This window comes from Massilia sp. NP310 (assembly GCF_019443485.1).
GTDB lineage: Bacteria > Pseudomonadota > Gammaproteobacteria > Burkholderiales > Burkholderiaceae_D > Telluria > Telluria timonae.
This window is the reverse complement of record NZ_CP080379.1, coordinates 1,267,583-1,290,465: the sequence shown is the minus strand read 5'-3', so window position 1 is coordinate 1,290,465 and position 22,883 is coordinate 1,267,583. Positions and strand designations below refer to the sequence as shown.

The window sequence follows — 22,883 nt, the reverse complement described above, 5'->3', positions numbered from 1 at the left end:
TCGAGAGAATCGGATTACACCGGCGCCTGCACCGGCAGTTCGCGATCCCCCATCAGCAGCTTGGCCGGGGTCATCGGCGTGGTGCGCAGGCGCTTGCCGGTCGCGTGGAAGATGGCGTTCGACACCGCCGCCGCCACGCCCACGATCCCGATCTCGCCCACGCCCTTGGCGCCGAGCTGCTTGCTCACGATGCGGTCGTCCTCTTCCACGAAGATCACGTCGATGTCGTGGATGTCGGCGTTCACCGCCACGTGGTATTCGGCGTAGTTGTGGTTCATGAAGCGCCCGTACCTGTCATCGGTATGGGTTTCTTCATGCAGGGCCTGGCTGATGCCCCACACCACCGCGCCGCTGATCTGGCTGGCCGCCGTCTTGGCGCTGATGATGCGCCCGGCCGCGACCGCGCTCACCACGCGGGTCACGCGCACCATGCCCAGCTTCTCGTTGACGCGCACCTCGCAGAACACGGCCGAGTGCACCGCGCGCGTGTACTTGCGCTGCTTGAGCATCTGCGGCGTCATGAAGAATTTCTCCTCCAGGCGGTCGAGGTTGGCGTCGCGCAGCACGGCGGAGAGTTCGACCCGCTGCGCCGGATCCTTCTTCAAGAACACTGCGCCGTCGCCGAACTCGACGTCGCGCATGCGCGCCTTGGCCAGCGGCGAATCCTGCATCGCCGCCGCCATCTTGAGCAGCTGCTTCTTGAGCTTCTCGCAAGCGCCATGCACGCCCGAGCCGACCGTGGCCATGTGCGACGAGCCGCCTTCGATCGGCGCCATCGGCAAGGTCGAATCGCCCAGCTGGAAGGTCACCTGCTCGAGCGGCAGGCCAAGCTGTTCGGCGGCGACGATCGACATCGCGGTATAGGTGCCGGTGCCGATGTCGGTCGCGGCGCTGCTCACCACCAGGCGGCCATCGGCATGCAGCACGGCGGAGACGCGCGCCACCATCACCAGCGAATCCCAGATCCCGGTCGCCATGCCCCAGCCGACCAGCTCGTCGCCGTCCCGCATCGAGCGCGGCTCGAGCGGACGCTGGTCCCAGCCGAAGCGCTCGGCGCCCTGGCGGTAGCATTCGCGCAGCTCCTTGGTCGAGAACGGCTTGTCCTCGATCGGGGCGACGTCGGTGTAGTTCTTCAGGCGCAGGGCCAGCGGGTCCATCTTGAGTTCGTACGCCAGCTCGTCCATCGCCACTTCGAGCGCGTGCACGCCGTGGGCGGCGCCGGGCGCGCGCATGTCGATTGGCGTGAATCGATCATGCGCCACCACCTGGTAGCCGAGCTTGATGTCGGGACAGGCGTACAGCTGGCCGGACCAGTTGACGATCACTTCCACGTAGTCCTCGAGGCGCGAGGTTTCCTGGATCGCCTCGTGCCAGATCGCCTTGAGCGTGCCGTCATGGTCGGCGCCCAGGCGGATGCGGTGCCAGGTCTCGGGGCGGTGGCCGAAGCTGAACATCTGCTGGCGCGTGAGCACCACGCGCACCGAGCGTTTCAGCTGCAGCGCGCCCATCACGGCCAGCGGCAGCTGGTACTGCGGACGCAGGCCGGAACCGAAAGCGCCGCCCACGTAGGGGTTGCGCACCGTCACCTTGTCCTTCGAGATGCCGAAGCCGTGCGAGACGTACCAGCGGCTGTTCTGCGAGCTCTGGGTCTTGTCGTAGATGGTCAGGTGGCCATCCTCGCCATAGATCACGGTGGAGGCGAACATCTCCATCGGATTGTGATGCTCGACCCCGTTGTAGTACTGCGAGTCGACCTTGACCGGGGCATTCGCGAACGCCTTTTCGCCGTCGCCGGTGCTGCTCGGCGGCGTGAAGCCGGCCTTCATCTTCTTCGGCTCATAGGCTTCGCCCAGGCGTTCCAGGTGGTTGGTCTCGTGCTCGTCGACGTCGTAATGCACGCGCACCAGCTGGGCCGCGTGGCGCGCCGCCTCGAAGGTGTCGGCGATCACCAGGGCCACCGGCTGGCCGCTGTAGAAGATCTGGTCCGAGAACAGGGGCCGGAAGGGCGAGCCGACGGGAGCGGTCATGTCCTTCCAGGCGATGTCGAGGGAGCGCATCTTGGGGCGGTTCTCGTGGGTCATGACGGAAATCACGCCATGCGCGGTGAGGGCGTCGACGGTGTCGATGCGGGTGATGCGGCCCTTGGCGACGGTGCTGCTGACGACGACGCCATAGCACAGGTCGGGCGCGAACACCTCGGCCGCGTACTGGGCCTGGCCGGTGACCTTGGCGCGGCCGTCGACGCGCGAGACGGCCATGCCGCTCTTGACGCGGCCGGTGCCGGCCGGCGCGCTCGGCGCTCGCAGTTCTGGAATCAGGTCGGTCATGCTCGGTCTCCTTCTGGATGGCGGTCGCTGCCGCTGGCGATATCGGTGCCGCGGGCGGCGCTGGTCAAGGCCTGGACGATGGCGTTCTTCGCCAGCGCCGGCTTGAAGTCGTTCTGGCCGAAGCTGCGCGCGCCCTGTAGAATGGTGTCGGCGACGGCGGCGAAGGCTTCCTCGCCGGCCGCCTTGCCCACCAGTTGCGCTTCTGCCGCTTCGATCCGCCACGGCTTGTGGGCGACGCCGCCGAGCGCGATGCGCGCAGCCTTGATCGTGCCGTCGTCATCGAGGTCGAGGGCGGCCGCCACCGACACCAGCGCGAACGCGTAGGACAGGCGGTCGCGCACCTTGATGTAGGCGCTGTGGGCGATGAAGCGGTCGGCCTGCGGGACGGTGATGTGGGTGATCAGTTCGCCCGGCTGCAGGGTGTTGTCGATCTCGGGACGGTCTTCCGGCAGGCGGTGGAACTCGGCGAAGGGGATTTGCCGCTTGCCGCTGCTGGACTGGACGTGCACGGTCGCATCCAACGCGCGCAGGGCCACGCACATATCGGACGGGTGGGTCGCGATGCAGGCTTCGCTGGTGCCCAGGATCGCATGCTGGCGGTTGACGCCATCCCTGGCCGGGCAGCCGGTGCCGGGCTCGCGCTTGTTGCAGGCGGTGCCGACGTCATAGAAGTAGACGCAGCGGGTGCGCTGCATCAGGTTGCCGCCATTGCTCGCCATATTGCGCAGCTGGGGCGAGGCGCCGGCCAGGATCGCGCTCGACAGCAGCGGGAAGCGTTCGCGCACCAGCGGGTCGTAGGCGGTGTCGGCGTTGCGGGCGAGGGCGCCCAGCAGCAGGCCGCCGTCGTCGCCGACCTCCACCTTGTCCAGGCCGAGGCCATTGATGTCGACCAGTTGCGAAGGGCGCATCACGCCTTCCTTCATCAGGTCGAGCAGGTTGGTGCCGCCCGCGATCGGGCGCGCTTCGCCGGCGCTCAAGGCCGCCAGCACGCCGTCGAGGTCCTTCGATTGGGTGAAGGTGAATGGATTCATGCGAGCACCGCCCCGGTCGTGAAGGCGGGCTTGTCGCCGCTATCTTTCTTGCGCAGGTCCATCACCTGGACCACGGCGTCCGCGATCTGCGGATAGGCGCCGCAACGGCAGATATTGCCGCTCATGAGTTCGCGCACGTCGTCGCGCGACCTGGCCTGGTCCTCGTTCATCAGGCCCACGGCCGAACACAGCTGCCCAGGGGTGCAGTAGCCGCACTGGAAGGCGTCGCAGTCGATGAAGGCTTGCTGGATCGGGTGCAGGTCTTCGCCGTTGGCCAGGCCTTCGACCGTGGTGATCTCTTTACCGTCCTGCATGACCGCCAGGGTCAGGCAGGAATTGATGCGCTTGCCGTCCACCAGCACCGTGCATGCGCCGCATTGTCCCTGGTCGCAGCCCTTCTTGGTGCCGGTCATGCCTGCGCGCTCGCGCAACAGGTCAAGCAAGGTCACCCAGGACTCGACGTTGAATTCGCGGTCCTGCCCGTTGATACGCAGGCGGACCGGATACTGCTGGTGAAGTTCCATGGTCATTCCCCTCTATGAGAAGCCATGATCTTACCCGTGCAGCCGGGTGCGTCACGGTTAGGTGACGCACCTATTCTTGAGGTAACTTGTTATTTTGCTCAGGGACCGCGGAATACCACTGTTTTGTTGCCGTCGACAAAGACGCGGCGTTCGATGTGGAATTTGACCGCCGCCGCCAGCGCCAGGCACTCGTTGTCGCGGCCGACGCGGGTCAGCTGGTCGACCCGGTAGTTGTGGTCGACCCTGGTCAGCACCTGCTCGATGATCGGGCCCTCGTCGAGATCGGGCGTGGCGTAATGGGCCGTCGCGCCGATCAGCTTGACCCCGCGGTCGAAGGCTTGCTGGTAGGGTTTGGCGCCCTTGAAGCCGGGCAGGAAGGAGTGGTGGATATTGATGCACTTGCCGGCCAGGCGCCGCGCCAGCTCGTCCGACAGGATCTGCATATAGCGCGCCAGGATCACGAGTTCAGAGCCGGTCTCCTCGAAAATCTCGAACAGGCGCGCCTCTTGCTGCGTCTTGTTGTCCTTGGTGACCGGCAGGAACACGAAGCGGATGCCTTCGCGTTCGACCATCGGGCGCAGGTCGAGGTGGTTCGACACCACCGCCGTGATCTGCATGTTCAGTTCGCCGTTACGGCGGCGGTACAGCAGGTCGTCCAGGCAGTGGTCGGTCTTGGAGACCATGATCACGGTGCGCACCGGATCGAGCGGGTCGAACATCTTCCACTGCATCTCGAGGCGGCCGGCGACCAGGTCGGCGAACTCGCTGCGGATGCGGTCGATCGGTGGGGAGTTTTCTTGCTGGCGAAACACGGCGCGCATGAAGAAACGCGCGGTCGAATCGTCGTCGAACTGTTCCAGCGCGCAGATATAGCAGTCGCGCTCGGCGAGGAAGGTCGCCACGGCGGCGACGATGCCGGTGCCGGCCGGGCAGCTGGCGTTGAGGATGTATTCGATGCGGCCGGCGGGCGCCGGGGCGATGCTGCTCATGGGTGATTCCTGTCGGTTAGGGGCTGGATGCGAAGTGCCCGTCCGTCACGCGACACCGGCCAGGTGGGACGGCGGCAGCTCTGGTTTCCGGCGCCGCCGGGTCGGCAGCGCTGGCAAGGCGATGTTGTCAGAATGTATAGAATGATGGATGTGGCCGATGTCGTCAAGCGTGCATGTCAGGCGTGCTACCATGCGCGCTTTTTTCCAGGGTTCCGATGCCGACGCCAACGCATATCCGTCCAATGCTGTTCGCCGATCTCGATGCCGTGCTGCGCGTGCAGGCGGCCTGCTATCCACCGGCGATGCAGGAAGCGGCGCCCGTGGTAAAGGCGCGGCGCGATGCGGCGGCCGCCACCTGCCTGGTCGCATGCGACGCCGACGGCGTGTGCGGCTACCTGTTCGCCTACCCGTCGCGCCTGGGGCGGGTCACCGACCTCGGGGCGGCGTTCGAGATCGCGCCGGACGCCGACACGCTGTACCTGCACGACCTGGCGGTCGATGCGCGCGCGCTCGGACGCGGGCTGGCGCGATCGCTGGTGGAGCGCTTGCTGGACCTCGGCCGCGATCTGGCGTTGTCCCATGCCGCGCTGGTGTCGGTGCAGGACAGCACGCGCTTCTGGAGCGGCTTCGGCTTCGCGGCGCGGGCCACCGGCGATGCGGGCCTGCTCACGTATCCGGCGGGAGCGCTCTACATGGCGCGCCCGCTGGCCTGACGCGCTGGATCATTCGACGCGGCGCACCTTGGCCGAGGCGTTGGTGCCGTCCACGCGCATGAAGATGGTGCCGAACAGATTGCGTTCCATGCTGACCTTGACGTCGGTGCGCGGTGCCAGGACCGCGTCGCTGCCGTCGATGACGCGCCACACCTGGCCGTTGGCCAGGCGGATCCGCGAACCCGGGCCCCAGCCTTCGAAGCTGCCCACGATGGTGCTCTGCACCGACTGGGGCTGCTCCTCGCGCTGTTTCACCGCTTCCATGCCGAAGTTTTGCTCGGCGCGGGCCGCCGCCACCGGCGCACCGGCCGCCTGCGCGGCTGCCGCGGGACTTGCCGCGCCAAGGGGAATCGCGTCATAGCAGGCCACGCGCGCCGCGACGTCGCTCACGGCGCGGCATTTCAGGAGCGCGGCGTCGTTGGCGAGCGCGGAACCGGAGGCAAGGAGCAATACGGCAAGAGGCAGGGCTTTCATCGGAATCCTAGGTAGTGGTGGAAGCTCGCCCGCGGGCGGGGCCGGGGCGGCTACGATTATAGGGGATGAGCATGCCGGAGTGGAAATCGCGGGCCGGCCGGCAGATGCGCGCGGTTCATCCTATACTGCAGGGCGGCGCCAGGCACTCCCAGGCCATGGCGCCCTCGACACGAAGGAAGAACATGAACCAGCAAGTGACGATCATCGCCACCCTGTACGCCAGGGCGGGCCAGGAAGCCGCGCTCGCGGCGCGCATGCACGCGATGACGATGGAAACCCGCAAGGAAGCCGGCTGCATCCTGTACGAGCTGCAGCGCTCGAACGAAGACCCGCGCGAGTTCATCATGGTGGAATACTGGCGCGATGCCGAGGCGGTGGCGCTGCACGACGCCAGCGCGCACATGGCGGCCCTGGTGGCCGACCTGCCGGCGCTGGTCGAGCGCCCGGTGGCGGTGCGCAAGTACACGCCCGCCGGCTGACGGCGGGAGGGCCTCACCCGCAGCCACGCTTCGGACCTGGTCCGAACGGATGAGCTGTCGAGATATTTAACACTGGCTGCTTGCGTATTGACAATCGGCGAAAAATCTTTCGTCAAATCAAGGAGTTGCTGAGGCGAAGGTGACAGGCCCGGTTCTTGCTCATCCATAGTGAGTAACCATGAGGAGCATGTCGATGTTGCGTATCACCCCGTTGCTGTTCGCGGCCGCACTGCTGGCCCAGCCGGCGCAGGCCGCCGTGACCTATTCCTGGCAACAGGTCGAGGCATCCGAGTCGATGCCGCCCGGCCTGAACCTGGAGCTGGTGTTTTCCGATGCGGCGGTCGCGCAGGGCAGCCTCTACCTCGATTTCACGAATATGTGCGACCTGGACGGGCCGTGCCTGAATCCCCAGGACAGCCTGCTGTCGCTGCGCTACTGGTACGAAGAGCCGTTCTCGGGCGAGTACCGGCACAACTACATCGACTACGGCTACCGCCAGCTGCCGCAGCACTACTATGACAAGATCAGGCTGGACGTGACCTTCCTGCCTGGCGGCGCGCTCAGCGGCGAGATCTTCGCCACCGACGGCAATTCGCACTTCACCCTGGGCAGCACGGGCAGCCTGTTCACGGTGCTGAACGCGCACAGCGACGAGCCGTTCGGCTGCGCCTACGAAAGACCGGCCTGCTCGGGCTCCACCGGCCTGCTGGTGGGCGAGCCGCTCGAGGGCGAGGTGCCCGAGCCGTCCAGCGTGCTGCTCGCCGGCCTGGGCCTGGCCGCGGCCTGGCTCACCCAGGGCCGGCGGCCAGGGCGCTGACTCAGGCTGTCGGCGCCAGCAGCGCCGCGGTGTCGGCCGCGCCCATGCGCTGCGCCGTGTCGAAGGCGCTGACGCCGTCGGCATCGCGCCGTGACGGGTCGGCGCCGCGCTCCATCAGCAGGCGGGCGATCTCGACCCGGTTGAACATCGCGGCGAACATCAGCGCGGTCTTGCCGGACGGTCCCGCATGGTCGGCGATGGCGCCGTGGTCCAGCAGCAGCTTCGTCACCGCCAGGTCGCCCTTGAAGGCGGCGCCATGCAGCGGGGTCTGGGAAGCGTCGTTCATGAGTTGCGGATCGGCGCCGTGCTCCAGCAGCACGCGCGCGGCGTCGTGGTGGCCGTGGTAGCAGGCCAGCATCAGGAGGCTGTCGCCGCGTTCGTTGCGCAGATTGGGCGGCAGGCCCTGGGCCAGCAGGGCGCCGAGCGGTTCGGCTTCGCCGGCGCGGGCGTGCTGGAATACCTTGCGCACCCATTCGAGGGTGGCTTCGTCGAGTTCCGCCGGCGCGGCCGGCGGGGTGGTGTCATTGGCTTGCATGCGTGTTCCTGGTGTCGGTGCGATGCTTGATTAAATCACATCCGGCTGCGACACGCAGGCGCGCTTCAGGCTTGCTGGCGGCTGGCCGTGTGCTCGGCCGCTTCCCACAGCCAGGCCGGCAGGGCCAGCGCCGGCAGCAGCATGCCGGTCACCAGCGCCGCATGCCAGCCATACTGGGCATAGACCCAGCCGCCGAGCGCCGAACCGAGCGCGCCGCCGGCGAAGAACAGGGCGAAGTACAGGCCGTTCAGGCGGCTGCGGATCTCGGCGCCGAGGGCGAACAGCGCGCGCTGGCCCAGCACCAGGTTGGCGGCGACGGCGGCGTCGAGCACGATGGCGGCCACGGCCAGCAGGCCGAGCGCCAGCGGCTTCGAATGGGGAGCGAACAATGGCAGCAGGAAGCTCAGCGCGCCGACCGCCAGCGCGATCGCGGTGGCGCCCAGGGTATGGCCGGCATCGGCCAGGCGGCCGGCGATCGGCGAGGCCACCGCGCCGGCCATGCCGACCAGGGCGAACAGCGCGATCCCGTTCTGGCTCAGGCCGAAGTCGGGGCCGGACAAGGCTTGCGGCGCCACGGTCCAGAACAGGCTGAAGGCGCCGAACAGGCCGGCGTGGTACAGCGCCCGGCGCCGCAGGACCGGGGTGTTGGCCAGCACCGGCCACAGCGAGGCGATCAGCGCGCCGTAGCGCTGGGTGGCGGCCGGCCGGCGCTGCGGCAGCTTGAAGTGCAGCACCACGGCCAGCAGCAGCACCAGCGCCGCGGCGATCCCGAACACGGCCTGCCAGCCGCCGAAACCGGCCAGCACGCTGGCCACCGGACGCGCCACCATGATCCCCAGCAGCAGCCCGCTGACCACCTTGCCGACGGTCTGGCCGCGCGTCGCCTCCGGCGCCAGGTGGGCCGCGAACGGCACCAGCACCTGGGCCACCACGGCGCCCAGCCCGATCGCCAGCGCCGCCAGCAGGAACTGCCAGGCCGTGTCGGCGTTCGCGGCCAGCGCCAGCGCGGCGCCGGTGGCGACCAGGCCGCTCACGATCAGGCGCCGGTTTTCGAACAGGTCGCCCAGGGGGACGATGAACAGCAGGCCGAGGCAGTAGCCGATCTGGGTGAGGGTGACGATCAGGCCGGCGGCGCCCGGGGGCATGCCGAGGGCGGCCCCGATCGGGCCGACCAGCGGCTGGGCGTAATACAGGTTGGCGACGATGATGCCGGCGGCGGCGGCCAGCAGCCGCGTCATGCCGCTCGATATCCGTGCTTCGGTGTTAATTGTCATGGCTTGCTCCTCGATAGGGTAGTTGAACAGTTCCATTCTAGGCAGGCATGAGGCAAAGATAATTAGTGCATAATGCCCACATACAATTCATATAATGTGAACAATCATGGACAAGGTGAAGGCGATGCAGACCTTCGTGCGGATCGTCGAGGCGAACAGCTTCACGAAGGCCGCCGAATCGCTCAACCTGCCGCGCGCCTCGCTGACGACGACCATGCAGAACCTCGAGCGTCACCTCGGCGCCCAGCTCCTGCAGCGCACCACGCGCCGGCTGTCGCTCACGCAGGACGGTGAGCGCTACTATGAACAATGCGCCGCGATCCTGGCCGCGATCGAGACGGCGGAAGCCGATTTCCTGGGCGCCGACGGGCGCCGCATGCAGGGACGGCTGCGGATCGACCTGCCGGGCGCCCTGGGCCGCGCCATCGTGCTGCCGCGCATCGCCGAGTTCCGCCGCGCCTGGCCCGGCATCGACCTCTCCATCGGCATGGGCGACCGCCTGGTCGACCTGACCGGCGAAGGCATCGACTGCGCGCTGCGGGTGGGCGAGCTGCAGGATTCCAGCCTGGTGGCGCGCCGCATCGGCCTGATGCGCTTCGCCGTCGCGGCCACGCCCGACTACCTGGCGCGGCGCGGCGTGCCGGCCTCGCTCGACGAGCTGGCGGGGCACGAGGGCATCGTTCACTTCTCGGGCCGCACCGGGCGCGCCTTCGAGTGGGAATTCCAGGAAGCGGATGGGGTGCGCAAGGTCGCCGTGAAAGGGGGGATCGCCATCAACGACGCCGACGCCAACCTGATTCTCGCCCTGCAGGGCCTGGGGCTGACCCAGCTGGCGCGTTACCAGCTGCGCGCGCATGCGGACCGGCTGGTCGAGGTGTTGCCGGGCGTGCCGCCGACGCCGATGCCGGTGTCGCTGCTGTATCCGCAGGGGCGCATCGCCAATCCGCGCCTGCGCGCCTTCGCCGACTGGCTGGCGGGGGTGTTCGCGGCCGACCCCGACCTGCGGCTGGCGCACGATTGAGGGTCCGCAAGCGGCGGCAGGGAGCGGCGCAGCACGATGGAAGGCCGAATGTTTGTCAGGAGCGGCAATGACAGCGTGCGCCTGGATCGCGATCGCGGCCTGCCTTCCCTTGTGGGCGCAGGCATCGATTCCCTACGTTTACCCATTCAATGCGATGAGCGGCCAGGAAGTGATCGAGCACCGGCTCAAGGAACCGAAGAGCCAGCTCGACTACATCAACCGCGAGAAGGTCGAAGCCTACCTCAATGGCATCAAGGACGGCGCCCACGGCCGCGAGTGGTGCCTGGCGCGGCCCGTGCTGCCCGATGAACTGAACCTGGCCGTGGTGCGCCGCCTGAAGGCGACGCGCAAACCGGCCGAACTGAAAGAGAACGCGGCGCCGCTGGTGCTGGCCGAGCTGCGCCGGCGCTTCCCCTGCCCGAAGCCGGGCAAGAAGAAGCGCTGACCGGTGTGCGTCAGAAGTCGACGTTCATCGACACCCACAGGCGCCGGCCATCCATATTGTTGACGTACACGCTGCTGTAGGTCGGCGCCGCGGTCGGCGACGACTGGTAAGGGCGGTAGTCGACGAAGTCCTTGTTGAGCAGGTTGTAGATCGCGGCATTGATCGAGATGGTCGGGCTGAGCTGGTAGGCGGTGCCCAGGTGCAGCATGCCGTAGGCCTTGTAGTCGCCCAGCGTCGCCTTGGCAGCGCGGGTGGCGGCCGAGGTGCCCGGGTCGCGATAGCGCTCGCTGCGGTACTCGGCGCGCAGCCACGTGTTCCATTGCTGCGTGATGTCCCAGGTCAGGCGCGCATTGAACGCGTGCTCGGGCGTGTCGGACAGCGGCTTGCCGGCGCTGGCGCCGCTTTTCTGCTCGCTTTCGGTATAGGTATAGTTCGCGCTCGCGGCCCAGCCGGCGGCGATGGGGAAGCGGGTGGCCAGCTCAACGCCGCGGGTCACCGCCTCGTCGACGTTGATCGACTGGCCGAAGGCGTCGACGTTCGGCCAGTTGCCGAAGCTGACGCAACCCGGGCGGTTGGGCGCCAGGCGGTAGGAGCAGTTCAGCAGGCCGGTGCCGCTGGTGATCTTGTCCTCGAACTCGTTGTTGAACACGGTCGCGTTGGCGGTCCAGCCGGCGCCGTTGTCGAAGTAGGCGCCCAGTTCGGTGGTCACGCTGGTCTCGGGTTTCAGGTTCGGGCTGCCGACCAGCGGAATCGTGCCCTGGCCGCCGAAGCCGTTGATGCCGGGCGAGAGCTGTTCGACGCGCGGCGTCTTGTAGCCCTTGCTGATGCCGCCCTTGAAGGTCCAGCGCGGCGACGTCGTCCACACCAGGTAGGCGCGCGGGCTGGTCTGGCCGCCGAAGATGCTGTGGTCGTCGTAGCGCGCGCCAAGGGTCAGGGCCAGGCGCTCGTGGAAGCGCCATTCGTCTTCCACGAACAGCGCTTTTTGGGTGAAAGCGAATGCTTCGGGCGCGACGCCGTCGATCATCTCGGCATCCCAGTGCTGGGCGCCGATGGTGGTCAGGTGATTTCCCCATGGGACCATCAGCTTGGTGTCGAACACCTTGCTTTCGACTTCCAGCGTGCGCGCGCTGCCCGCCACCATGCCCGGGGTGCCGGGCGGGATGGTGCGGCCGATGGTTTCGGTCTGGTTGACCATATAGCTGCTGTCCCAGGTGCCGAACGGCAGGCGCGCCTTGTAGGCCAGGGTCGCCTGGTCGCGGTTGTACTTCTGTTCGGGGCCGTAGCCGCCTTGCACGCTCTGGGTGCCGACCTGGCCGCGCGAATTGTCGTAGGTCTGGCGGGTGCGGTCGGCGTCCAGGGTGAATTCGTGGTAACGGTTGGGCGTGAACGCCAGCCGCGCGCCGACGTTGTCGACCTCGGCCTTGACCGGGTTGGAACCCATGTTCAGGTTCACTTCGCCGTTCTGGTTGTCGTAGCTGAGCGTCGCTTCGTCGCGGCGTAGAACGCTGCCGCGCAGCGCCAGGCCCAGCACGTCGCTGGCGATCGGACCGTTGAGGTAGAACCTGGCGCCCTTGACGTCGCCGAACCTGGATTCCTCCTGCAGGGTGTAGTCGGCCGACACCGTGCCGCCCCACTGCTTGCCGACCTTGCGCGTGATGATATTGATGACGCCGCCCATCGCATCCGAGCCGTACAGGGTCGACATCGGACCGCGGATGATCTCGATGCGTTCGATCGCGCTGACCGGCGGCATGAAGCTGGTCGAGGTGCCGCCGAAACCGTTCGGGGTCACGTTGCCGGCCGCGTTCTGGCGCCGGCCGTCGATCAGGATCAGGGTGTAGTCGCTCGGCATGCCGCGCACGCTGATGTTCAAGCCGCCGGTCTTGTCGCCGGCGGCGGCGACGTCGATGCCTTCCACGCTCTCCAGGGCCTGGGCCAGGTTGCCGAAGCGTTCCTGCTCGAGCTGTTCGCGGGTCAGCACGGTGATCGAGGCCGGCGCTTCGCGGATGGTCTGCTCGAAGCCCGAGGCCGAGACGACGACGGTCGCCATGTCGGCCGGGACCGCATTGGCATGCGCGGCGAAGGGCAGGGCGCCGATGGCGAGGCTCAGGAGCGAACGTTGCAGCAGCGGGGCGTGGAGGGTTGGGGTAGGCATCGGTTATCCGTAGTTGTGGTTGAGATTTCGTATTTACACGTGTAAAGATATGTAAAGAGGTCAGAACGGCAAGATTCTAAACACAAATACGAATCATTCCTATTCTTATTTGTAATCATGCCGGATGGATGGTGGAATCAGGTACGGCTATCTCTGCCGGTGGTCGCAATGAAGACCTGTTGTCGGCTATCATGCCGGGTGCGCCAGGGACGAGGCTGTCGGTCCCGGCCACAGCGCCCCATTGTCATTACAGCCCATCGAGGAGTACACATGAAGAAGACCATGATCCTGGCCGCGAGCCTTGCCGCCGCTGCCGCCATCCCTTCGGCCCATGCCAGCGCCGACCTGGCCAAGGCCAAGGCCTGCATGGCCTGCCACACCGTTGCAAGCAAGCTCGTCGGCCCTTCGTACAAGGACGTCGCCGCCAAGTACGCGAAGGATGCCGGCGCCGAAGCGCGCCTGGCGCTGAAGATCCAGAAAGGCAGCAGCGGCACCTGGGGCCCGATTCCGATGCCGGCCAACCCGCAGGTCAGCGATGCCGAGGCAAAGAAGCTGGCCAAGTGGATCCTGGCGCAGAAATGACGGCGCTGTTCGCGTTATTTCGGCATGCGGCGCGGATCAGTCCGCCTTGACAGCGGCCTTCAGTAATTGATGCGGCGTGGCCGGGCTGCCCACGTCGAGCACTCGCCGCCAGCCCGAGTAGTGGGCCAGATACCGGCTGGCGACGCCGTTGAAACGCGCTAGCCAGCGCTTGAAGCGGCTATGCCAGCCATTCACATGGTTCAGGTGGACCGCACCGCGCGCCCGTTCGCCAGCGCGCAGGTTGATGGCTTCGTGGCGGATGCCATGATGCTTGGCAAATGCACGATAAGCGGCGGCGCCGTCGCTGATCAGCCAGGCGTCCGGCGCCAGCACCGGCCCCAGGCACTGGTCGAGTTCGGCGAGCGAGACCGGCCCGCGCCCGCAATGGAAATCCAGCGTCGGGCCGTCGCGCTCGCAAGCGACCAGCTGGCAGTCATGGTCGCGGCCGACGCCGCGGTGGCGAGCCACGCCACCCCTCTGCCGTGGCGGCCTGGTCAGCTTGCGCGACCCTTTTTGCGACTCCAATAGATAGGTCTCGTCCGCTTCAACCACGCCACCCAGGCGCGCCGCGCGCTCATGGATGAACCCGGCCACCATCCGGTGACGCCAGCGAAAACTGGTGGTACGGTGCACCTGGACGGCATCGGCGCTGGCGCGCACGGTGCGTGAATCGAGCAGGCACTGCAGGTAATCGAGCCAATGTTCTTTCTTGCGCAGGTGTGCGAGCGGGGTCCCGCTCAGGGCGTTGTAGCTGCGCCCGCAAGCCAGGCAGCGCCAGCGCTGCAGGCCACTGGCTTGCCCACAGCGGTGGGAACGTGCGCCGCCACAGCGAGGACAGCATTTTCCGATGGCCGCCTGTTCGATGAGCGCGATGCAGTCAGCCACGGCGTCTGCTGCGTCGTCGACCGTAGCCAGCCAGGCACGTAATCGTGAGCGTTCTTGAAGGTCCAGCGAGACGCCGCGCAAGGCGGCAAACAAGGTATCGAAATCCAGACTGTCCATAGCCGCCTCTTCGGGATGACTCGACAGTGCTGAGACCGGGCTGGGCCAGGAAGGTTCGCTGAAATAACGCGAACAGCGCCGAAATGACCGACCGGGGGCGCCGTCCGGCGCCGCCACCGCGACCGCGCCACTGGCGCGGTCCTTGCATACGGGCGAGGCACCTGAACGACGGGACCCGCCCATGTTCCTCCCCAACGACGTCATCGAGTACCTGGACGCTCCCGGCCCGCCGCTCCGTATCCTGTGGATCGACCCGGCCGGCATCCTGGCCTATACCTATGCGCTGGGCAGTCCGGGGGCCGTGCCCCGGGCCGGTGTCCCTGCGCGTCCTGTACGCAGCGGTGCGCGGGCGGCGCGCGCGCCTGCTGCTGCCCGATCCCTGGCGCGCCGCCAGCCCGCCGGCGGCGCCGTCCGACAGCCAGCGGCGCCGGCAGCTGAAGGCCTGGGACGTGGTGCGCGCGCTGCACCTCGACCTCCCGGCGCTGTACCTGCCGCGCGAGCGCGCCGCCATGCTGGCGGCATGCGGCATCCAGCACGGCGTCGCCCCCGCCAGCATCATGCGCTACCTGCGCCGCTACTGGGAGGTCATCAAGATCAACCAGGCGCCGCCGCAGCTGCAGCCGCAGACCCTGCTCGACGAAACCGCGATCTCGCACCTGGAGACGGCCTCGCCCCGCATGCGGGTGAACCTGGGCGCGCGGTGGAAGGTGGGCGCCTGGACCGTCAACCTGCGCGAGAAGTACTTCGGCAAATCGTCGGAACAGTTCTCGTCTGACGGCTCGGTCTACTATGAAAACAGGATCAAGCCCAAGCTGCTGACCGACCTCGAGGTGAGCTACCAGTTCAGCAAGGCGTGGACCCTGTCGCTGGGCGCCAACAACCTGTTCAACGAGTACCCGGACATGGTCAATCCGCTGGTGCTGGCCGAGCAGCGCGCCAACCTGGACAACGGCGCGGTGACGATCTACCCGGCGTTCTCTGCTATCGAAAAGGTGCACACAGGTACGCACCGTTCTCTTCCTGCCCCGAGCCGTCCTGTTGACCGTGCTCGTACCTGACAGGCGTGACTTTCCCGCCTGCCGCTGGAACCACTCCAGCGGCAGTGCCATACGTTGCCGCATGACTCGCCTCGGGTAGCGCCGTTCTCGCCACAAGGGCGCCGGTGGCGAGCCGTTGCAGATTGATTGCGGCGTTCACGTCACGGTCGTGACGGGCGCCGCAGATGCAAGTCCAGTGACGCTCACCGAGTTTCAACCCGGTGTAGTGCGCGCCGCATATCGAGCACAATTTGCTGGACGGATACCAGCGTTCCGCCAGCACCAATAACGTGTTGTAGCGTTGCGCCTTGTACTGGAGCTGACGCCGGATCTCGTAAAATCCAACGTCGGCGATCGCCCGCGCCAGCCGATGGTTGGCCAGCATGCCGCTCACGTTCAGGTCCTCGATCGCTATGGCTTGGTTTTCGCGGCACAGTCGAGTCGTGAGCTTATGGATGAAGTCGGTGCGTACGTGGGTGATGTGCGCATGCAGGCGCGCCAGCGCATGCGCATCCTTTTGTCGGTTGCGCGACACCGGCAAACGTACCCCTTTCGGGATCGCGCCCGTGATCCCGGCACCGGCCTTCGCTGCTTTCAGCTTGCGTGCATGGCGCCGCGAGCGGATGCGCAGGCGCCGCTGGCTTGCACGTAGCGGCCGTGGGGCCGCGATCTTCTCGCCGCTGGACAGAACGGCCGCGGCGCTCACGCCAAGATCGACCCCGACCACGCCATCGCCCTGGCGCTGCAGGCGGGCCAGTTGCTCCGGTAGCTTGACCTGCACGGCCAGATACCAGTGGTCGGCTTCGCGCGACACGCAGGCGCCCATGATCTTGCCGGGGAGCCGTAGAACCTCGGTCAGCAAAACCTCGCCGATCTTTGGCAGCACGGCGCACTTGCCCTCAAAACGAATCTTGTCGTTGGCAATATAAAACGCGTCCCGGCAGCGACCTTTCCGTTTAAACGTCGGTGGATAGGCTTTCTTGCCGGCTTGCCGTTGCTCGACGTAGCGACGCCAAGCTCGCTGAAGATGCGCGAAAGGCTGTGCATGCGCATCGCGGTGGATTGTTCGCAACCACGGTTTGCTTTCGGCATCGAGCCAGTCCGGGTGGGCATACTTGATCCCATTGAACTGCTTTTTCAGTTTCATGGCATCCGGCCGCTGGCCCAGCGCGGTTTGCCGCTGCCACTCGGCCAGCGCCCAGTTCCAGACCTTGCGCGCCGTCCCTGCCGCACGTACGAAATAGTCGCGCTGCTCGGATGTGGCTTCAAGCCGGATGCGATGTGACAGCAACATTGCGCACATCCTTTTTCAATGCAACATCCAACTGGCGGCGAAAGTTGCGCAGCCCATCTAAACGACTTGAGAAGCAATGTACGATGGTCATAGTCTCTTGCACCATTTCCTGCTCAGGGGACAGGCGCTCCTGATTCAGTACGGAAGCTCACAGCCATGCTCGTGCGCTATGTGTTCGAACCATTCGTACCCGATGCGCGTCAGGCGATCCCGGTGCGCCAGCACCAGGGTGCGGACCTCGCCTCGCCCGATCGCGTCGGTCAGCTCCAGCAAGCGCGGACGCTTGAAATTGAGCCCGCCGCCGATCTCTTCGATGAACTCGACATTTGCCAGTCTACGGGCTGTGCAAAACTCTTCCAGAACCCGGCGCTGATTGCGTAAGTCAGGCTTTTGCGCAGCGCTAGACACCCTACAGTAAGCGATGATCCGGTATCGAGCCGGGCGTGACTGCAAGCCGATCCGCTCAGCAATCTGCGTTTCACTATAGAGGCGCAGGCCAGTTGGGCTACGCGCCAATGGAGAGAACGTGCCGCAGCGATCCCAGCGCTGCAACGTCTTGGATGTCACGCCAAGCCGGCGCGCTGCCGCTCCGGTCTCAGCATCATTTCCATGGTGTTCTCGCATGTACGCTTACGTAGATTCAGACACCATCATTGTTACTAGAGTTCCGCTCCCTTCGGCATCAACGGCGGCTATTACCATGCGCGCGCCAGCCTGAAGTTCTGATAGAGATGTAGCCCAGCGGATGGCACCATCCGCTGGCTCCAAACCCATGTTCGAAAATTTCGATGAAAGGCTGTGAAATTATCCGTTTTTCAAGTCCTCGTGGCGCGAGCATAATGACTCCATCGCATCGAACACAAGACGGATCGGCCGGCGGATTCCCCGCCCTGGCGATCGAGTGGATCGATCATCACCACCACGAAAGGATGACACCATGTTGAACGTACGTAAAAGCAATGAACGCGGCGGCGCAAGCTTTGGCTGGCTGGACTCGAAGCACACCTTCTCCTTCGGCCACTACCACGATCCCAAGCACATGGGCTTCGGTCCGCTGCGCGTCATCAACGAGGACAAGGTGCAGCCCGGCCGCGGTTTCGATTCGCACGGCCACCGCGACATGGAGATCATCTCCTATGTGCTCGACGGCGCGCTGGAACACAAGGACAGCATGGGCAACGGCTCGGTGCTGCGCTACGGCGACGTGCAGATCATGAGCGCGGGCTCGGGCGTGGTGCACAGCGAGTACAACCACTCCAGGACCGAGGGCGTGCACTTCCTGCAGATCTGGATCATGCCGAACGTGGGCGGCGCCGAGCCGCGCTACGAAGAGAAGCACTTCGACACCGCCGACAAGACCGGCAAGCTGCGCCTGATCGGATCGCCCGACGGCCGCGACGGCTCGGTCTCGATCCGCCAGGATGCCGCCCTGTATGCGACCATCCTCGATGGCGACGACAAGGTCGAGCATGCCCTGGGCGCCGGCCGCCAGGCCTATGTCCACGTGGTGCGCGGCCAGGTGACGGTCAATGGCATCGCCCTGGAAGGCGGCGACGCGCTGAAGGTGACCGGTGAAGAGGCCGTGACCCTGGCCCAGGCCGCCGGCGCCGAAGTATTATTGTTCGACCTGCCGCAATAAGCAGCCGCGTCATACGCCGCCCCGCCAGCGGGGCGGCGCCGGGAACACCACGATAACAGGAGATAACCATGCAAGTGACGACCACCCGCGGCAACGACAAGCTTCAATACAAGATCCGGATCGGCAAGCACGAGCTAATCGCCGACGCTCCCGAAGCCTTCGGCGGCGACGCCAGCGGTCCCGAGCCGCACGATCTCCTGGCCGCCTCCCTGGCCGCCTGCACCGCGCTGACCGTGACGATGTATGCCAAACGCAAGGGCATGCAACTCGACGACGTGCGGGTCGCCATCGACCATGGCCAGCAGGACGGCGCCTACGAGCTGCGCCGCCACATCGAATTCGTCGGCCAGCTGAGCGCGGACGAACGCGCGCGCCTGCTCGACATCGCCAACAAGTGCCCGGTCCACAAGACCCTGTCCGGCACGATCCACATCCACACCGACGCCGTTCAAGCGGCAAACTAAGCCCCTGCGGGCCCCGCGCAGGGATCGGGCAGCATGCGGGCGAACGCAGCGCCGGTCCGCATGCGCTCGATCCACCACTTGAGCGCGGCGCCATCCTCGCCGCTGCGCCAGGCGAGATAGAAGGTCTCGTCCGCCTTCGGTTCCACCACCTGTTTTTCGACCAGCAATCCCTGGTCGATGGCCGGTCGCGCCCATGCCTCGGGCAGGAAGCCGAAGCCGAGGCCCTGGACCTGGAACTCGTACTTGGTGCGCATATCGGGCACCGCCAGCGTCTCCTGCCCGAACAGCAGGCCGACGGTGCGCGCGCCGAGCAGGCGCGCCGAGTCCGAGACCGAGATCGCCCGGTAGGGCAGCAGGTCGGTCTTGTCGAGCGGATGCGCGAGCCGCGCCAGCGGATGGTGCGGGGCGACGGTGAACACGAAGGCGCTGGTGCCGAGCGGTTCGGCGGTATAGCCGCCGCCCGACGGGCCCTCGCCGGCGGCGCCCACCAGCAGGTCGACGCGGCGGTCGAGCAGGGCGTCCCAGGTGCCCGACAGCGACTCGCGCACGATGCGCAGCCGGGTCTGGTCGGCCACGCCATAGAAGGCTTCGATGTCCGGCTGCAGGGCGCCGCTCGATAACACCGAATCCATGCCCAGGGCGATCTCGGTCTCCCAGCCCGAGGCCACGCGCCGCACCCGCGATTCGAGGTCGCCGGCGGCGCGCAGCAGGTAGCGGCCCTCCTTGAGCAGTTCCTGGCCGGCGGGGGTGAGCGTCACCTTGGGGCCGAAGCGGTCGAACAGGCGCACGCCCAGGTCGTCCTCGAGCTTGGAAACGGTGTAGGAGATGGTCGATGGCACGCGAAACAGTTCTTTCGCGGCCCCGGCGAAGGAACCGCGGCGGGCGATGGTTTCGATGATCTGGAGGGCGTCGAGGCTGAGCTTGAGCAATTGTCTGTCCCATGGTGCGTGATGGCGCCATGGTAGCGCCAAGGCCCGCTCCGCACCAAGCCCCCGGCTGCTGAAAATAGCAATCTGATTCTATCGCCGCGGCGATGGTCTAACGATACTGGAATGAATGGGCGCCGGTGCGGCGTCACCCGCGACTAGGAGCTGAACATGTATCTGATTTCACTGGGCGCCGGCATCCTGGCCGGCCTGTTGTACGGCCTGATCAACGTACGCTCGCCGGCGCCGCCCGCCATCGCGCTGATCGGCCTGCTGGGCATGCTGATCGGCGAACAGATCGTCCCGGTGGCCAAGCGCCTGATGGACGGCGCGCCGGTCACCGCGAGCTGGTTCGCCAGCGAATGCAAGCCCAAGATCACCGGCGTCGCCGCCAAGGCGCCGGAGCCTGGCGTCGATGACGGCCGGCGCCAGGGCTGATCCGTCAAGTTTCATCACCAACAAGGAGAACATCATGAGCAGTCCAAAACTCGAAGTCCTGACCCCACAGAATTCGCAGCTGATCATCATCGACCATCAGCCGCAGATGGCGTTCGGCGTGCAGTCGATCGACCGCCAGACCCTGAAGAACAACGTCGTCGGCCTGGCCAAGGCGGCCAAGGTGTTCGGCATCCCGACCACGATCACCACGGTCGAAACCGAATCGTTCTCCGGCAACACCTATCCCGAGCTGCTGGACGTGTTCCCGGGCCACCAGATCCTGGAGCGCACCTCGATGAATTCCTGGGACGACCAGAAGGTGCGCGACGCGCTCGATGCCAGCGGCCGCAAGAAGGTCATCGTGGCCGGCCTGTGGACCGAAGTGTGCAACACCACCTTCGCCCTGTGCGCGATGCTCGAAGGCGAGTACGAGATCTACATGGTGTCGGACGCCTAGGGCGGCACCAGCAAGGAAGCCCACGACATGGCCATGCTGCGCATGGTGCAGGCCGGCGTGGTGCCGGTGACCTGGCAGCAGGTGCTGCTCGAGTGGCAGCGCGACTGGGCCCACCGCGACACCTACAACGCGGTGATGAAGATCGTCACCGAGCACTCCGGCGCCTACGGCATGGGCGTCGACTACGCCTACACCATGGTGCACAAGGCGCCGGCGCGCGCCCAGGGCACGCACGAGGTGCTGGCGCCCGTCCCGGCCCGTTGATCGGCCCGCAAGCATAGAAGTTCTCGCCGCCGCACGCCCTCCAAAGCGCGCGGCGGTTGCCGCAAACCCGCCGGACGCGTCGCGCCCGGCGACATTTGGAGTACACGCATGAACCAAGCACAGTCCAGCGCGGGCGCGCAATCGACCCCGCCGCTCATCCTGATCAACGGTTGCTTCAACACGATCGACCGCGAACAGCCCCAGGCCAGCGCGGTCGCCATCCAGGACGGCCGCTTCCTGGCCGTGGGCGACACCGACTACGTGATGCGCCACCGCCGCGACGGCAGCCAGGTGATCGACCTCAATGGCCGCACCGTGGTGCCCGGCCTGAACGACTCGCACCTGCACCTGATCCGCGGGGGGCTCAACTACAACCTCGAACTGCGCTGGGAAGGCGTGCCGTCGCTGGCTGACGCCCTGCGCATGCTGAAGGAACAGGCCGACCGCACGCCGCATCCGCAATGGGTAAGGGTGGTGGGCGGCTGGAACGAATTCCAGTTCGCCGAGCGCCGCATGCCGACCCTCGACGAAATCAACGCCGCCGCGCCGGATACGCCGGTGTTCATCCTGCACCTGTACGATCGCGCCTTGCTCAATCGCGCGGCCCTGCGCGCGGTCGGCTATACGAAAGACACGCCGAATCCCCCGGGCGGCGAAATCGTGCGCGATGGCGCCGGCAACCCGACCGGCATGTTGATCGCGCGTCCGAATGCGATGATCCTGTACGCCACCCTGGCCAAGGGCCCCAAGCTGCCCTATGACCTGCAGCTGAACTCGACCCGTCAGTTCATGCGCGAACTGAACCGCCTGGGCCTGACCAGCGCGATCGACGCCGGCGGCGGCTTCCAGAACTACCCCGAAGACTACGCCGTCATCGAGGAACTCGACAAGGCCGGCCAGCTCACCATCCGCATCGCCTACAACCTGTTCACCCAGAACAAGGGCCAGGAACTGGAAGACTTCCAGCGCTGGACCGGCATGGTGACGCCGGGGCAGGGCAGCGACTACTACCGCCACAACGGCGCCGGCGAGATGCTGGTGTTCTCGGCGGCCGACTTCGAGGATTTCCTGGAGCCGCGGCCCGACCTCGATCCCGGCATGGAAGACGAGCTGGAACGCGTGGTGCGCCACCTGGTGGCCCAGCGCTGGCCGTTCCGCCTGCATGCCACCTATGACGAATCGATCTCGCGCATGCTCGACGTGTTCGAGAAGGTCAACCGCGACATCCCGTTCGACGGCCTGCACTGGATGTTCGACCACTGCGAGACCATCACCCAGCGCAATATCGACCGCGTCGCCGCGCTCGGCGGCGGCATCGCGATCCAGCACCGCATGGCGTTCCAGGGCGAGTATTTCGTCGACCGTTACGGCGCCGACGCCGCCAGGGCGACGCCGCCGGTGAAGAAGATGCTGGAAACCGGCGTGCCGGTCGGCGCCGGCACCGACGCCACCCGCGTGGCCAGCTACAACCCGTGGACCTCGCTGTACTGGCTGGTGACCGGACGCACCGTCGGCGGCCTGCCGCTGTACGGCAGCGCCGGCCACCTGCCGCGCCAGGTCGCGCTGGAACTGTGGACCGCGGGCAGCGCCTGGTTCTCCAGCGAGCAGGAGCGCAAGGGGCGCATCCGCGAAGGCATGCTGGCCGACCTGGCCGTGCTGTCGCGGGACTTCTTCAGCATCGACGCCGAAGAGATCAAGGCGATCGAATCGGTGCTGACCGTGGTCGGCGGCCGTATCGTGTACGGCGCCGCCGAATTCACCAGCCTCGGACCGCCGCCGATTCCGGTGTTGCCCGAGTGGTCGCCGGTGAGCAAGGTGCCGGGCCATTGGAGGAAGGTCGAGCCGCAGGCGCAGCAGAAGGCGCTGCCGCACCAGTGCAGCGGTCCATGCGGCGTGCATGCCCACAGTCATGACACGGCGCGGCGTTCGAACATGCCGGTATCCGATTTCAGCGGCTTCTGGGGCGCGCTGGGTTGCAGCTGCTTCGCGTTCTGAT

At 66.6% G+C, this 22,883-nt stretch carries 23 protein-coding genes and 1 pseudogene; 12 read left to right on the top strand and 12 right to left on the bottom strand.

What is annotated here, in order from left to right:
* Positions 1–14: 14 nt before the first annotated feature.
* The 4 genes from KY496_RS05790 to purU all read right to left on the bottom strand — a co-directional run bounded on the left by KY496_RS05790 (position 15) and on the right by purU (position 4,871).
* The gene (locus KY496_RS05790; RefSeq protein WP_005670641.1) at positions 15–2,327 is read right to left on the bottom strand and encodes a xanthine dehydrogenase family protein molybdopterin-binding subunit; all 2,313 of its coding nucleotides are present in this window, start codon (positions 2,325–2,327) and stop codon (positions 15–17) included.
* Positions 2,324–3,358: a xanthine dehydrogenase family protein subunit M gene (locus KY496_RS05785; RefSeq protein ID WP_005670643.1), complete on the bottom strand. Its 1,035-nt coding sequence runs from the start codon at positions 3,356–3,358 to the stop codon at positions 2,324–2,326. The genes KY496_RS05790 and KY496_RS05785 overlap by 4 nt, the downstream gene beginning before the upstream one ends.
* Positions 3,355–3,882 carry a (2Fe-2S)-binding protein gene (locus KY496_RS05780; RefSeq protein ID WP_005670645.1) on the bottom strand — a complete coding sequence of 176 codons (528 nt, stop codon included), beginning with the start codon at positions 3,880–3,882 and terminating at the stop codon, positions 3,355–3,357. The genes KY496_RS05785 and KY496_RS05780 overlap by 4 nt, the downstream gene beginning before the upstream one ends.
* Positions 3,883–3,980: 98 nt before the next feature.
* Entirely contained in the window at positions 3,981–4,871 is an 891-nt protein-coding gene (gene purU, locus KY496_RS05775) for a formyltetrahydrofolate deformylase (protein ID WP_005670647.1), read from the bottom strand.
* Between the two features lie 242 nt (positions 4,872–5,113).
* On the opposite strand from purU, the gene KY496_RS05770 reads away from it, so the two are divergent.
* Positions 5,114–5,584, top strand: a complete 471-nt coding sequence (locus tag KY496_RS05770) for a GNAT family N-acetyltransferase (RefSeq protein WP_005670648.1) — start codon at positions 5,114–5,116, stop codon at positions 5,582–5,584.
* 9 nt (positions 5,585–5,593) lie between these two features.
* Here KY496_RS05770 and KY496_RS05765 read toward each other — a convergent pair whose 3' ends face one another.
* Positions 5,594–6,058, bottom strand: coding sequence for a hypothetical protein (locus KY496_RS05765; protein ID WP_005670650.1), 465 nt, complete (start codon positions 6,056–6,058; stop codon positions 5,594–5,596).
* A 182-nt stretch (positions 6,059–6,240) separates the two neighbouring features.
* On the opposite strand from KY496_RS05765, the gene KY496_RS05760 reads away from it, so the two are divergent.
* Complete coding sequence (locus KY496_RS05760) at positions 6,241–6,537, top strand: putative quinol monooxygenase (RefSeq protein WP_184236016.1); 297 nt, start codon at positions 6,241–6,243, stop codon at positions 6,535–6,537.
* 193 nt (positions 6,538–6,730) lie between these two features.
* A complete protein-coding gene (locus tag KY496_RS05755) occupies positions 6,731–7,354 on the top strand; it encodes a PEP-CTERM sorting domain-containing protein (protein ID WP_219864183.1) in 624 nt (207 codons plus the stop codon).
* A 1-nt stretch (position 7,355) separates the two neighbouring features.
* Here KY496_RS05755 and KY496_RS05750 read toward each other — a convergent pair whose 3' ends face one another.
* Entirely contained in the window at positions 7,356–7,889 is a 534-nt protein-coding gene (locus KY496_RS05750; RefSeq protein ID WP_219864182.1) for an ankyrin repeat domain-containing protein, read from the bottom strand.
* Between the two features lie 65 nt (positions 7,890–7,954).
* On the bottom strand, positions 7,955–9,163 hold the full coding sequence (locus KY496_RS05745; protein WP_219864181.1) for an MFS transporter: 1,209 nt from the start codon (positions 9,161–9,163) through the stop codon (positions 7,955–7,957).
* 106 nt (positions 9,164–9,269) lie between these two features.
* Here KY496_RS05745 and KY496_RS05740 point away from each other — a divergent pair, with 106 nt between their 5' ends.
* Together KY496_RS05740 and KY496_RS05735 are read left to right on the top strand one after the other, a co-directional pair.
* The gene (locus KY496_RS05740) at positions 9,270–10,184 is read left to right on the top strand and encodes a LysR family transcriptional regulator (protein WP_219864180.1); all 915 of its coding nucleotides are present in this window, start codon (positions 9,270–9,272) and stop codon (positions 10,182–10,184) included.
* Between the two features lie 67 nt (positions 10,185–10,251).
* Entirely contained in the window at positions 10,252–10,629 is a 378-nt protein-coding gene (locus tag KY496_RS05735) for a Rap1a/Tai family immunity protein (RefSeq protein WP_071362693.1), read from the top strand.
* Between the two features lie 10 nt (positions 10,630–10,639).
* On the opposite strand, the gene KY496_RS05730 is transcribed toward KY496_RS05735, so the two are convergent.
* Positions 10,640–12,784, bottom strand: a complete 2,145-nt coding sequence (locus tag KY496_RS05730) for a TonB-dependent receptor domain-containing protein (RefSeq protein WP_219864179.1) — start codon at positions 12,782–12,784, stop codon at positions 10,640–10,642.
* A 270-nt stretch (positions 12,785–13,054) separates the two neighbouring features.
* On the opposite strand from KY496_RS05730, the gene KY496_RS05725 reads away from it, so the two are divergent.
* The gene (locus KY496_RS05725) at positions 13,055–13,366 is read left to right on the top strand and encodes a c-type cytochrome (RefSeq protein ID WP_184236037.1); all 312 of its coding nucleotides are present in this window, start codon (positions 13,055–13,057) and stop codon (positions 13,364–13,366) included.
* Positions 13,367–13,402: 36 nt separating this feature from the next.
* Here KY496_RS05725 and KY496_RS05720 read toward each other — a convergent pair whose 3' ends face one another.
* On the bottom strand, positions 13,403–14,368 hold the full coding sequence (locus tag KY496_RS05720; protein ID WP_219864178.1) for an IS1595 family transposase: 966 nt from the start codon (positions 14,366–14,368) through the stop codon (positions 13,403–13,405).
* A 278-nt stretch (positions 14,369–14,646) separates the two neighbouring features.
* Here KY496_RS05720 and KY496_RS05715 point away from each other — a divergent pair, with 278 nt between their 5' ends.
* A complete protein-coding gene (locus KY496_RS05715) occupies positions 14,647–15,426 on the top strand; it encodes a TonB-dependent receptor (RefSeq protein WP_229520437.1) in 780 nt (259 codons plus the stop codon).
* Here KY496_RS05715 and KY496_RS05710 read toward each other — a convergent pair.
* Together KY496_RS05710 and KY496_RS05705 are read right to left on the bottom strand one after the other, a co-directional pair.
* On the bottom strand, positions 15,350–16,699 hold the full coding sequence (locus KY496_RS05710) for an RNA-guided endonuclease TnpB family protein (RefSeq protein ID WP_219864176.1): 1,350 nt from the start codon (positions 16,697–16,699) through the stop codon (positions 15,350–15,352). The genes KY496_RS05715 and KY496_RS05710 overlap by 77 nt on opposite strands.
* Before the next feature lie 135 nt (positions 16,700–16,834).
* Positions 16,835–17,323 carry an IS607 family transposase gene (locus KY496_RS05705; protein WP_229520436.1) on the bottom strand — a complete coding sequence of 163 codons (489 nt, stop codon included), beginning with the start codon at positions 17,321–17,323 and terminating at the stop codon, positions 16,835–16,837.
* Positions 17,324–17,636: 313 nt separating this feature from the next.
* Between KY496_RS05705 and KY496_RS05700 the strand changes: the two genes are divergently transcribed.
* Together KY496_RS05700 and KY496_RS05695 are read left to right on the top strand one after the other, a co-directional pair.
* Entirely contained in the window at positions 17,637–18,338 is a 702-nt protein-coding gene (locus KY496_RS05700) for a pirin family protein (RefSeq protein WP_219864175.1), read from the top strand.
* Between the two features lie 68 nt (positions 18,339–18,406).
* On the top strand, positions 18,407–18,802 hold the full coding sequence (locus tag KY496_RS05695; protein ID WP_219864174.1) for an OsmC family protein: 396 nt from the start codon (positions 18,407–18,409) through the stop codon (positions 18,800–18,802).
* Here the strand turns inward: KY496_RS05695 and KY496_RS05690 are convergent.
* Positions 18,799–19,731 carry a LysR substrate-binding domain-containing protein gene (locus KY496_RS05690; RefSeq protein ID WP_219864173.1) on the bottom strand — a complete coding sequence of 311 codons (933 nt, stop codon included), beginning with the start codon at positions 19,729–19,731 and terminating at the stop codon, positions 18,799–18,801. The two genes, KY496_RS05695 and KY496_RS05690, sit on opposite strands and share 4 nt — an antisense overlap.
* Before the next feature lie 168 nt (positions 19,732–19,899).
* Between KY496_RS05690 and KY496_RS05685 the strand changes: the two genes are divergently transcribed.
* From KY496_RS05685 to KY496_RS05675, 3 genes and pseudogenes are all read left to right on the top strand, one after another.
* Positions 19,900–20,166, top strand: coding sequence for a XapX domain-containing protein (locus KY496_RS05685; protein WP_184236043.1), 267 nt, complete (start codon positions 19,900–19,902; stop codon positions 20,164–20,166).
* Between the two features lie 34 nt (positions 20,167–20,200).
* Positions 20,201–20,887, top strand: a pseudogene (locus KY496_RS05680) (hydrolase).
* A 108-nt stretch (positions 20,888–20,995) separates the two neighbouring features.
* Entirely contained in the window at positions 20,996–22,882 is a 1,887-nt protein-coding gene (locus KY496_RS05675; RefSeq protein ID WP_219864172.1) for an amidohydrolase, read from the top strand.
* The last annotated feature ends 1 nt before the right edge of the window (position 22,883 follow it).